11 protein-coding genes are annotated in these 10,968 nt (G+C 48.9%); 3 read left to right on the plus strand and 8 right to left on the minus strand.

Going from position 1 to position 10,968, the window contains the following annotated elements:
• Positions 1–4 precede the first annotated feature (4 nt).
• Positions 5–2,812, minus strand: coding sequence for a sensor histidine kinase (locus tag PSE6802_RS28550; protein ID WP_019500070.1), 2,808 nt, complete (start codon positions 2,810–2,812; stop codon positions 5–7).
• A 24-nt stretch (positions 2,813–2,836) separates the two neighbouring features.
• On the minus strand, positions 2,837–4,162 hold the full coding sequence (locus PSE6802_RS0110750; RefSeq protein ID WP_019500071.1) for a TldD/PmbA family protein: 1,326 nt from the start codon (positions 4,160–4,162) through the stop codon (positions 2,837–2,839).
• A 169-nt stretch (positions 4,163–4,331) separates the two neighbouring features.
• Between PSE6802_RS0110750 and chlP the strand changes: the two genes are divergently transcribed.
• Positions 4,332–5,552 (plus strand): geranylgeranyl reductase, encoded by a 1,221-nt coding sequence (gene chlP, locus PSE6802_RS0110755; protein ID WP_019500072.1) that lies wholly within the window; start codon positions 4,332–4,334, stop codon positions 5,550–5,552.
• Positions 5,553–5,731: 179 nt separating this feature from the next.
• Entirely contained in the window at positions 5,732–6,571 is an 840-nt protein-coding gene (locus PSE6802_RS0110760; RefSeq protein ID WP_019498088.1) for an IS5 family transposase, read from the plus strand.
• A gap of 16 nt (positions 6,572–6,587) precedes the next feature.
• Here the strand turns inward: PSE6802_RS0110760 and PSE6802_RS0110765 are convergent, their stop codons facing one another.
• From PSE6802_RS0110765 to PSE6802_RS0110775, 3 genes are all read right to left on the minus strand, one after another.
• Positions 6,588–7,376 carry a Uma2 family endonuclease gene (locus tag PSE6802_RS0110765; RefSeq protein WP_019500073.1) on the minus strand — a complete coding sequence of 263 codons (789 nt, stop codon included), beginning with the start codon at positions 7,374–7,376 and terminating at the stop codon, positions 6,588–6,590.
• Positions 7,377–7,523: 147 nt separating this feature from the next.
• A complete protein-coding gene (gene psbM / locus PSE6802_RS0110770) occupies positions 7,524–7,640 on the minus strand; it encodes a photosystem II reaction center protein PsbM (RefSeq protein ID WP_019500074.1) in 117 nt (38 codons plus the stop codon).
• Positions 7,641–7,720: 80 nt separating this feature from the next.
• Positions 7,721–8,710, minus strand: coding sequence for a recombinase family protein (locus PSE6802_RS0110775; RefSeq protein ID WP_019500075.1), 990 nt, complete (start codon positions 8,708–8,710; stop codon positions 7,721–7,723).
• On the opposite strand from PSE6802_RS0110775, the gene PSE6802_RS35310 reads away from it, so the two are divergent.
• Positions 8,703–8,825, plus strand: coding sequence for a hypothetical protein (locus PSE6802_RS35310; RefSeq protein WP_263970340.1), 123 nt, complete (start codon positions 8,703–8,705; stop codon positions 8,823–8,825). The genes PSE6802_RS0110775 and PSE6802_RS35310 overlap by 8 nt on opposite strands.
• On the opposite strand, the gene petD is transcribed toward PSE6802_RS35310, so the two are convergent.
• From petD to PSE6802_RS0110790, 3 genes are all read right to left on the minus strand, one after another.
• Positions 8,814–9,296 carry a cytochrome b6-f complex subunit IV gene (petD, locus tag PSE6802_RS0110780; protein WP_019500076.1) on the minus strand — a complete coding sequence of 161 codons (483 nt, stop codon included), beginning with the start codon at positions 9,294–9,296 and terminating at the stop codon, positions 8,814–8,816. The two genes, PSE6802_RS35310 and petD, sit on opposite strands and share 12 nt — an antisense overlap.
• Positions 9,297–9,471: 175 nt before the next feature.
• Positions 9,472–10,119: a cytochrome b6 gene (petB, locus tag PSE6802_RS0110785; RefSeq protein ID WP_019500077.1), complete on the minus strand. Its 648-nt coding sequence runs from the start codon at positions 10,117–10,119 to the stop codon at positions 9,472–9,474.
• Positions 10,120–10,384: 265 nt separating this feature from the next.
• On the minus strand, positions 10,385–10,948 hold the full coding sequence (locus PSE6802_RS0110790) for a hypothetical protein (protein ID WP_156815488.1): 564 nt from the start codon (positions 10,946–10,948) through the stop codon (positions 10,385–10,387).
• Between the last annotated feature and the right edge of the window lie 20 nt (positions 10,949–10,968).

The raw sequence follows: 10,968 nt of genomic DNA on the forward strand, positions 1-10,968 counted from the left end.
GGCGCTAGGAAATCTGCATATTAGCTATTTTATTCGGGATCCTGACTGTAAAAGTAGTGCCGACATTAACTTCACTTTCAACAGTTAGACTGCCACCGTGTAGCTCTACGGAGGCTTTGGCAATGGTTAGCCCCAGACCCGTTCCCGAAATATTACCAACGTTTCCCGATCTATAAAAAGAATCAAAGATTTGGTTAATGTCTTCTGGAGGTATGCCGATCCCGCGATCGCTAATTTTAATAATAGTTTGCTCGGGCCGACAAACCAGATGCAAACCGACCTCACCTCCCTGGGGCGAATATTTAATCGCATTAGAAATTAAGTTATCAATAATCTGGCGGAGCAATTTAGCATCCACCACGGCGTTATAACATTCCCCTTCACTAGAGAAATCGATCTGGTGCTTGGTGCCGAGCGAATGATAGGCATCGTCGATAATATTGTGGCAAAATTCCCTCAAATCGACGGATGTGGGATGTAGCTCTAGCTTCCCAGCCTCGGCCTTACCAATAATTAAGACCTCCTCTAACAAAGATGTCATATTCTTCACTTCTGCCTGAATTTTATCAAGTCGCTCTATGCGCTTTTGTTCTGTCATTTTATGACTGTAATGTTTGAGCAAGTCGCTAGCCGCTTGAATTGTAGCTAACGGCGTGCGAAACTCATGGGAGGCGATCGAGACAAAGCGCGATTTTAACTCGCCCAATTCCTTTTCTTTCTCTAAAGATTGTCGTAGTTCTTGTTGCTGCATTTCCAATTGTGCCGTTCGTTCCGCCACCTGCCTTTCTAAATCCGCATTGAGTACCTGTAGCTCCGTATTGAGAACTTGTCTTTCTTGATAGAGTTCTGCCTGTTGAATGGCGATCGCAACGTGGTTGGCAATTTGCTTGAGCAACTCCACCTCAAACTTCTGCCACGATCGCGGCTCGTGGCATTGGTGCGCTACTAATAATCCCCATAGCCTTTCACCAAAAACAATCGGAACTACGAGATTAGCTCTGATTTTAAATTGCTCTAACATTTGGCGATAGCAATCGCTGATATTGGCAGTCAGAGCGTCGTCTATGGTGCTGGTGCGTCCCTGTCGATAGTTTTCGATGTATTCCTGATTGAAAACGGGTTCGCTAATGGAGACACCTAAGATGGAATCGGCAATGGAGAGCACTGATTCTACCACCACCCCACCACCCCAATCCGGTCGAAATTGATAGATCACCACCCGATCTGAATGCAGTAGTTTTCGTACTTCCGCCACTGTAGTCGTGAGAATTTTTTCCAGGTTTAACTCGCGCCGAATTTCCAGGGTAATGGCGTTAAGCAAATGTTCGCGCTCTCTTTGGTGACGGAGTTTCTCTTCGTTGCGCTTGCGCTCGGTAATATCGTGATACGCGCTCAAAAACATCTTCTGACCTTTGTAGGATACGACTGAAGTGGAAACTAAGACGTTTTTGCGCTCGCCGCTCTTGGTGCAAATAGTGGTTTCCACTTCACTGGTAGCACCTGGGCGATCGAAGAGGGCAAGGCGTTCCAGGGCTACATGGCGATCGTGGGGGTCGGGATATAGCAGGCTGGTAAAATCACCGCAGGTATTGGCTTCTTGCATGGTGTAGCCGGTGATGTTTTCCATCTCAGGATTGAACACCTCAAAATGTCCCCATTCATTGCTAAAGGTGATCCCTTCTTTGACCGTTGTCAGAATCGTGCTGAGGCGAGCCGCGCTCTCGTATAGCTCCAACTCCGTTTTTACTCTCTCGGTAATATCATTTTGCACGCCAACATAGTTAGTCAATTCCCCGTACTCGTTGAATACAGGTGATATGTACAGATCGTTCCAGAATTGCGAGCCATCCTTGCGATAGTTGGAAAGAACTACATGACATTCCCGTTGCTCGCGAATGCAATTGCGCAGTTCCGTTAAGCCCAGTTGGTTGTGTTCCTGTCCTTGCAAAAATCGACAATTGCGACCGAGTACTTCAGCCGCACTATAACCAGTAATGCGCTCGAAACCAGGGTTAGCATAGATAATTGGGTTGTCGCTCTGTCTGGTATCGGTGATGATAATGCCGTTACTACTGGCAGCGATCGCCCTTTCGCGTAATTTGAGCGACTCTTCAGCTTGTTTGCGTTCGGTAATATCTCGCAATGAAGCAACGATATAGGCAATTTCCCCCTCCCCCTTTGTCTCGACTACTCGCATTTCCGCTGCGGCTGGCTCCCCTCCCTTACGAATAATGTCAACATCGGTGCGTTCGCCAGAAATCACGGGGAGACCAAATATTTCGCCGACCAATTCGGAGACGGGACGGTTAAAGAGGGTTTCCGCCGCCTGATTGACATACTGCACCTTACCTTCGCGATCCACCACAATAACCGCGTCGCTGGTTTTCTCGATCAGGTGGGCAAACCGCTCTGCCTGGATCTGTCTGTGCCAGTCCTGCACGTCTTGTTTATTTACATGCTGATGTAAATCCTGACAAATGCCGATGATTTGATAGACGTGCCCCTCGGCATCAAGTACGGGTGAAAGCGTTGTGGCGATTGTATAAAATGTGCCGTCCCGTTCCAAGAATTCTGTATAGCTAACTGGTTGGTTGCGCGATTGACATTGTTGGGTATGGGTAAGCAGCGATCGCCCAAATTCCGATTGCTCCAATTGCGGTGGTAGTTTATCTAGATCTCGTCCCTCTAGATCCTGCGACGGCATGGCAAGCATCTGACTGAAGGCGGAATTAACTTTCAGCAAGTTGAGTTTCTCTCCCTCTACGGCGATTTGAATAATGCCACAGGCAATACGATCTAAAATCTGCTCCATGGGGAGTTTCTCACCTCCTAAAACCTAACCCCTAGCTGCTACACCAAGTCGAGCGAAGAGAATGGCTGGCATGAGGGCGCTACCACCTACCCACTCGGTCTCGCTACTGAGATCCACCATATTTTGGAAAGCCTCGAAAATACTGCCAGCTACCATAGTATTTTTGACGCGCCCGACAATTTCACCTTTTTCGACTTTAAACCCTAAGTCGAGATTAACAGAAAATTCCCCTGCCAATTGATTTGATTGTCCGGCACCCAAAACCTGATCGACAATTATGCCCTCCTCTATACCAGCAATCAGATCGGCATAGCTGGTCTGACCGGGGGCAAAGCACAGGTTAATTGTATTGGGAGATGGGCGCGATATGCCTCCTCTAAAGCCGTTGCCAGTGGATTGTCGCCCAGATCGCGCCGCCCAGCGCCGATCCCAGTAGAATCCTTCCACTCGACCGCGATCGATAAACGTTTTAGTTTGCGTCGGCGTACCCTCATCATCAAAACTGCAAGCCGAAACGCCTATGGTTGGATCTTCTAGAATGCTCAGACGCGGATCGAATAGGGTTTCACCGACGCGGTCTGCAAGGGGAGAGGCTTTCTGGGTTACTGCTTGACCGGACAGGACAGTGTCAAACAGACCGCCGATGGTGCTGGTGACGGCGCGGGGCGTAAATAAAACTGGTAAGTTACCGCTGCTAATCTCTGCCGATCGCTCCGCATGGCGATATTTCTGTAATACCTGCGCCAAGATGCGATCGTAATCTGGTTCGCCACCGGAGACGACATCGTAGCTATAGGCCTGGAGAAAGTCCTCGCCCTTAACTAAATTACCGCCCAGGGTGGCGCTGCTCGTTTGCTTGCGACTGGTTGCCAGCACCCCGCTACTGGTGGCGATCGCGATCCGACGCGATCGCAAGTGAAACTCTACGCTCACGAGAATATCGGAATTATAGGCCAGTACCTGGGAAATTAAGCGATTCCCCACATCGACAAGGCGATCCGTACTCGGCATGTTTTTGGCAGTATCGCCTTCCTGCACTCGCAGATCCGAGGCAAATTCAAAATCGGCAACTTCGCCAATTGCAGCAGTTTGCACCGCTGCGGCAACTAACTCGTCCAGGCGCGATAGATCGGTGGAGCTAGCAAAACCAATTTTGCCGTTGGCGATTACGCGCAAAGCGACACCTTGCTGCGATTTAGCCTGTACGCTTTTGAGGCGATTGTTTTCAAACTCAATTGGCGTATCGTCGCTACTGATGTAATAGGCTTCGGCAGACTCAGTATGCGATTTAGTTTTAGCTAATACTTCTTCTAATACTTGCTCGGGGGCAACCTTAACCGCTAATGTCACAGTTTTTCTATCGCTCTAAACTCTATCCCTAATATAACTTAGCTACTATTAGCTGCTTGTGGGGCAGTTTGTTAACATTCATCACTAGATCGTGAGTCCTGCGCATGGGCAGTGATAACATTTCTAAAACAACTTTAACGATACTTAATTAGGTTTAGGAGCAAATCTTTTGACATTACGTGTTGCTGTTGTAGGTGGTGGACCTGCTGGTTCTTGTGCGGCTGAAACCTTAGTTAAGGCTGGTATTGAAACTTACTTATTCGAGCGCAAGTTAGATAATGCCAAGCCCTGCGGTGGAGCTATTCCTTTATGCATGGTAGATGAGTTCCAATTACCTGCTGAAATTATCGATCGCCGCGTCCGTAGGATGAAAATGATATCGCCTAGCAATGTAGAGGTAGATATTGCCATTGAGAACCCGAATGAATATATCGGCATGTGTCGCCGCGAAATTTTAGATAGCTTTCTACGCAATCGCGCAGCAGCTCTGGGCGCAAAGCTAATCAACGGTCGCGTGCTGGATATCAAAATTAACAATAATGGCAACCAACCCTATGTAATTACCTACGCCGATATGTCCGGAGGTGGGCCAGAAGGTGTCATGCGATCGCAAGAAGTAGATCTGATCGTTGGTGCCGATGGGTTTAACTCGGTCGTAGCCAAAGCGATCGACGCAGGCGACTATAACTATGCGATCGCCTTCCAGGAACGCATCAGGATCCCGCCTGACAAGATGAAATATTACGAGGATCTGGCTGAGATGTACGTCGGTAACGACGTTTCCACTGACTTCTATGCCTGGGTATTTCCCAAATACGATCACGTTGCCGTTGGCACTGGCACCATGAAGGTGCATCAGCGCGATATTAAGAAACTGCAAGAAGGTATTCGCAACCGCGCCCACAACCGCATTGAGGGTGGTGAAGTGATCAAAATTGAAGCGCATCCAATCCCCGAGCATCCCAGACCTCGGCGGGTTGTGGGTAGAGTTGCCCTCGTTGGCGATGCGGCGGGCTACGTCACCAAGTCCAGCGGTGAAGGCATTTACTTTGCTGCGAAGTCGGGTCGCATGTGTGCCGAAGCGATCGTGGAGTTTTCACAAAACAACACGCGCATTCCCACCGAGGCAGATCTCAAGGTATATCTCAAGCGCTGGGACAAGAAATATGGCATGACCTACAAGGTCCTGGATATTCTGCAAAAGGTTTTCTATAGCTCTGACGCGACGCGGGAAGCCTTTGTGGAGATGTGTGCCGATAAAGATGTACAGAAGATGACCTTTGACAGCTATCTCTATAAGACAGTTGTACCGGCGAATCCTTTTGTGCAGTTGAAGATTACCGCTAAAACGATCGGTAGTCTACTCCGTGGTAATGCTCTCGCACCTTAGGGCTGCTGAAGCAATACCAAAATTTGTTACGTGAAGATTGTTAGCCTCGGTCATCGCCTTAAAACGATGACCGATTTTTTACATTAGACCTCTTGCAGATTAGGTTGAGGTTGAGTTGCCAAAGAACCCCAAGATAGGAAAATATCAGGACATAGCAATAACGAAAAAGCGTCCTGATGATGAACTATATAATAGCGCAAACCCTACCTGCTGCACACTTTAAGCGTCGATTTGGTATCGAGACTAATACGTTCAAAGCAATTGTGAAAGTGCTTAAACCAGAGTGGCGAGCAACGCCAACACCTGGAGCCAAGCCTAAACTCGGACTAGAAGACCGCATATTGGTTGCCTTCGAGTATTGGCGGGAATATCGCACCTACTTTCACATCGCCACTAGTTGGGGCATCAGCGAGTCTACAGTTTGTCGAATAGTGCATTGGGTAGAGGAGACTTTAATCCGCTCACGTCGCTTTCGACTACCTGGGAAGCGCCAGTTGGTGCGGGGCTTTGGGATACCTACAGTCGCGATCGTTGATGTGACTGAAACTCGCATTGAGCGTCCTAAGCGGCACCAACGTGCCTTTTATAGCGGCAAACAGAAAGGGCACACGCTCAAATGTCAACTCATAATTGACGCTCTTACTGGGCAGATTATCTGTACGTTTTTCGGCAAGGGGCGACGGCATGATTTCAAGCTGTTCAAAGCTTCTGGCATCCATTTCCATCCTCAAACCGAGAGTTTGCAGGACAAGGGTTATCAAGGCATCCAGAAACTGCATCTCTACTGCCGCTTACCCCACAAGAAACCGAAAGGTGGTCAGCTTACGCCTGAGCAGAAAGCGTTCAACCGCCAACTTGCGCGCCAACGGGTTGGCATTGAGCATGTTAATCGCCGCTTGAAGATCTTCCGCATCTTATCTGGACGCTATCGCAATCGTCGTCACCGCTTTGGTTTGCGTTGCAATCTAATTGCTGGTCTCTACAATTTTGAACGCTCTCAAGGCTCCTCAGTTGGCTAATTTGCAAGAGGTCTATTCACTCGATGCCAGCCTCGCGCAAGCGCTGGCGAAGTTCTGCTACCTCGGCTTCAGCTTGTTCGGCGCGTTGGCGCTCTTGCTCGGCACGTTGGTATTCCCTTTCGGCGCGTTGGTATTCCTGTTCGGCACGTTGGCGCTCCTCTTCGACCAACTCCGATCGCCACAGCAACAGGTTGCTTTCTTCGTCCCACCAGCGCAACCAGTAACCCGTGCGGCTATCTCGCGTTCCTTGCCAAACTCCCAGAAACAGTTTTAGAGATTCGATCTGGAATCGTCCGTTTTCAGCAGCGGTTTGCAGGCGGTAGCGACCTGACTCGTCCAGGCGATACACCTCTAATATTCCATTGCTGGGATTGAAAATGACATAGTAGGGAACTTGCAAGATCTCTTCGTAGAAAAACCACTTACCAGGGGGGTAGGTGGGTTTGGTGGAATACTCGCTGCCATCTGCATCTGACAGAAATTCCATCACAATGGCTGGCATATCGCCTTGTAAATTAGGCGTATAACTGCGATCTATTTCCTGCCGCGAGACGCGAATTTCTGGGATAAACGCCCAGTCAGGTGCTTTGGCAACATACTGACCGTCCAGTGTGGCACAGATGGCGTAGTTGGTTGGTGTTAGGGTCGTTTCAGATAGCCTGCCAGCTATAGCTAAGCTGTCGGTGAGAGCGCTGGCCAAGAGCGGTTGGTTAATGTTATCCACGGGGTTGTCGGGCAAGACAAAATCGTCGGGAAGTTTTTCCCAGGCGATCTTAGGACTGGCAGCTAGGTCGATCGCGAGCATAGGAGGTAAATGCTGAGGATTACTGGTTATTGTAGCCCGAGCGCAGCGATCGCATGAGAGTTACAGAGCATCGTTTTACAAACAGAGAAGTTCCCTTGAGCTATGCTTAGGGAACTTCTCGATCGCGGAATGAATTTCTATTTCTAATTACTTGCCACCAGCTTCTTGACGGCTTGCGGTTTGAATATAAAGAATGAGTAAAAATACGGTGGGTACAAATACTGCTAGTGCGGTAGCAATCAGCCCTAATGAATTAACTTCCATAAATATTTGGCTCTCCTAAAACTTCTGTCAAAAATAGCTTTTAAAAATCATTATAGAGATTATTAGGTTCCAGACTTCCTTCAAAATACAAAAACTAAGTGCAGGTTCCAATCTGGGCTTTTAGGATCGAGGGCGATCGCCCGAATGAATTCGCGAAAATAAAAACGCCGCTCTGACTCCGAGAGATCCCACCAGAACTGCGGGATAGAAATTGTTTGCGCGATCGCTGCTAGGTTTGTGGGCGGTAGTTGTGCCAGTCGATCTTCGATCGTCGCGATTTCCGTGCGTAAATTATATATACGCAGATCGGCGGTTTCTCGATCGAGAATGCCAGAAAGCACGAGCGCGGGGATCTGGTCGATTACGCTGGTCTTTTTGGCGATCGCTGCTTCGAGTTGCTCTTTAAGCGTACCCAACCCTGACATCCCCACGCCGCTAACGGCGCTAGGTAAATCCTGGCAAATTTTGTCAATCGCTCGTTCTAAGACCCGTTCGTAGTCGAGTGCTTTGCATTTTGGTACTTCAGGACAGTCGTGACAGCGCAAATAAAGATATGACTTTTGTTTAGCTTTGCTCTTGCCCAAAGCCCGCGAGGTCGTGGAAGTAACTGTCATTTTGCCATTACAGCGATCGCAGATCGCTAAACCAGCTAGCGATCGCTTCGCACTGGCAGTACGGCTTGGCAACGACCGATTTCGCCTCAGTAAGCGATCTATTTGTGCGGCCTCGTCTCGCGAGAGTAAAGACTTATGCGTATTGCGGATGACCTGGGGCGGATCGACTGCCTGGTAGGCCAGGTCACCGCGATAGACCGGATTGGTGAGCCAGGCTTTGCCGGTGGAAACGGCAATTACTTTATTAAACCTTTGAGCGATATGCCTAACCGCACCGCGCAGGGAACCATACAACAGGAAATGTTCGAAGAAATCGCGCACGATTGGGGCATTGGTGCGATCGATGACATACCGATCCTTGCCGCGTTTGTAACCAAACGGCGCGTTACCCGGTGGTGGTAGTGCCCGTATCCGATTTTGGGCGTGTCCCTGGCGGATGCGATCGCTTATGTTCATTCTAAAAGTCACGATCCTGTCGATCGATCCCAATCATACGCCCAAACTTAAAGCCATCGGCATAGCCGATGGCTTTAAAGAAAAAATTGAAATGTCTACTCAATTACAGACCTAAGGTTAAGGATTTGGCGATGGGTAATGTTGCGCCAATACCTAGGTAGATGGTGAAGAAGGTACCGAATAGGAAAATTGCAGTTGCCACCGGACGGCGGAAAGGATTCTGGAACTTATTCACATTCTCAATGAACGGTACGAGAATGACACCTAAAGGCACGGAAGCCATCAGCACAACGCCCAACAGTTTATTGGGGACGACACGCAAAATCTGGAATACTGGATACAAATACCACTCAGGCAAAATTTCTAGCGGCGTAGCAAACGGGTTAGCAGGCTCGCCAATCATGGCGGGATCGAGTACCGCAAGACCTACACATAAAGCGATCGAACCCAAGATTACTACGGGAAAAATGTATAGTAAGTCATTTGGCCAAGCTGGCTCGCCGTAGTAGTTGTGACCCATATTTTTCTCTAGCTTGGCGCGGAGAACTGGATCGTTAAGATCTGGTAACTTTTCAATTTTGGACATATGGGGTAGCGATCTCCTTCTCTTAAAGTTGCTAGTTTAAATGGCTAGTTATCGAGCTATTTATCGTACTAAGAATTGCCAGTGTAGAACCAGCAACTCCAAAATTCTAACAGCCTGCCAAAACTCTAACAGTTTGACAGCGCGCGAATCTGCGGCGCGGACTCACAGCTAGAACTTACAAGGGGCCAGAAATACCTTGCTTGCGAATCATTAGGAAGTGAGCCAACATGAATACGGCAATTAACCAGGGCAATACAAAGGTATGCAGGCTGTAATAACGAGTGAGCGTACCTTGACCGACGCTAACGCCCCCGCGTAGTAATTCAGTGATCGTACCGCCAACAATGGGGATTGCTTCTGGTACGCCGGATACAATTTTTACCGCCCAATAGCCAACTTGATCCCAAGGTAGAGAGTAGCCAGTCACGCCAAAGGAAACAGTAATGACGGCTAGAATTACGCCTGTGACCCAGGTTAGTTCGCGAGGCTTCTTGAATCCACCCGTAAGGTAAACGCGAAATACGTGCAGGATCATCATCAGTACCATCATGCTGGCCGACCAGCGGTGAATCGAACGAATCAGCCAACCAAAGTTAACTTCGGTCATGAGGTAGCGGATAGAATCAAATGCCTCAGCTACAGTGGGTTTGTAGTAGAAAGTCATGGCAAATCCAGTAGCAAACTGGATTAAAAAGCAGGTGAGGGTGATCCCGCCCAAGCAATAAAAGATGTTGACGTGGGGAGGTACGTATTTGCTGGTTACATCCTCTGCGATCGCACCGATCTCCAGGCGCTCATCAAACCATTCGTAAACTTTGCTCATGAATTTTGGAACCTAAAAATTGCTCAACGGGAAAAAATTTTGTCGTTAACGTATTGTAATACTTCCTAGGGATTACATAAAAGAGTTTTTGGGTGATGGGGTTTGGGTAATGGGTAATGGGGGTTGGGCGATGCCGCAGGGGTTTAGCATTTGTCATGAATTCTTTGGTTTGATGCAAAGATTATCGAACAAATGCCAAACCCGTACCGAGGGGTGATGGTTGGGTGTTGGGGGTTGGGCGATGCCGCAGGGGTTTGGGGGGCGATCAATGTCGATCGCAATAGTCGCGCAACCAGGTGCGGACGGCATTGGCGATCGCGCCATCGCTCACATCTTGGGGCGGGGCATTGCCAATGCGCGTAAATACCATAGCCAGACTCCAGCCTCGCCGCGTATTCGTCAAAAACAACCAGTAGGCTTTTTTAGTAGTTTCTAATTTGCCAGCGGGTCGTTCTAGTAGCGATATAAACATTTGCTTCGGATCGGCCTCTGTGGCAGCAGGATCGTTTGCGCTTTTGCTTGAGGCGCTCGGGCGATCGCTCTCGACTGTTGGCAATGGCTCGATTTCAGGCAAACCTACTGCCACTACCTGTGACTTAAACCCAAGCCGCGTATAGGTGCGGGTCAGGTAGCCTTGCAAATCTTTGGCGATCGCGGTCGATAGCTCGGGAAATGTAGCTGGGCAAACCCGCTTATTTATATAGGTTGGTTGGCGTTCCGATGTTTCGGCTCTGGCTACAGGCATCAATACCCCACTCAGTTGGAGGCATAGACCGAGACACAAACTGGAAAAAAGACCGAAAGGCAAGCCAGTACCGATATGCAGCACTATAAAAATGTCGATCCGCT

The organism is Pseudanabaena sp. PCC 6802, assembly GCF_000332175.1.
Taxonomy (GTDB): Bacteria; Cyanobacteriota; Cyanobacteriia; order Pseudanabaenales; family Pseudanabaenaceae; genus PCC-6802.

Coding starts and splice junctions, on each gene's coding strand:
- petB (WP_019500077.1), bottom strand. CDS start 10,119: ATGAGCAAAGTTTACGAATGGTTTGATGAGCGCCTGGAGATCGGTGCG.
- petD (WP_019500076.1), bottom strand. CDS start 9,296: ATGTCCAAAATTGAAAAGTTACCAGATCTTAACGATCCAGTTCTCCGC.
- PSE6802_RS0110760 (WP_019498088.1), top strand. CDS start 5,732: ATGAACTATATAATAGCGCAAACCCTACCTGCTGCACACTTTAAGCGT.
- PSE6802_RS35310 (WP_263970340.1), top strand. CDS start 8,703: ATGTTCATTCTAAAAGTCACGATCCTGTCGATCGATCCCAATCATACG.
- PSE6802_RS0110765 (WP_019500073.1), bottom strand. CDS start 7,376: ATGCTCGCGATCGACCTAGCTGCCAGTCCTAAGATCGCCTGGGAAAAA.
- psbM (WP_019500074.1), bottom strand. CDS start 7,640: ATGGAAGTTAATTCATTAGGGCTGATTGCTACCGCACTAGCAGTATTT.
- PSE6802_RS28550 (WP_019500070.1), bottom strand. CDS start 2,812: ATGGAGCAGATTTTAGATCGTATTGCCTGTGGCATTATTCAAATCGCC.
- PSE6802_RS0110775 (WP_019500075.1), bottom strand. CDS start 8,710: ATGAACATAAGCGATCGCATCCGCCAGGGACACGCCCAAAATCGGATA.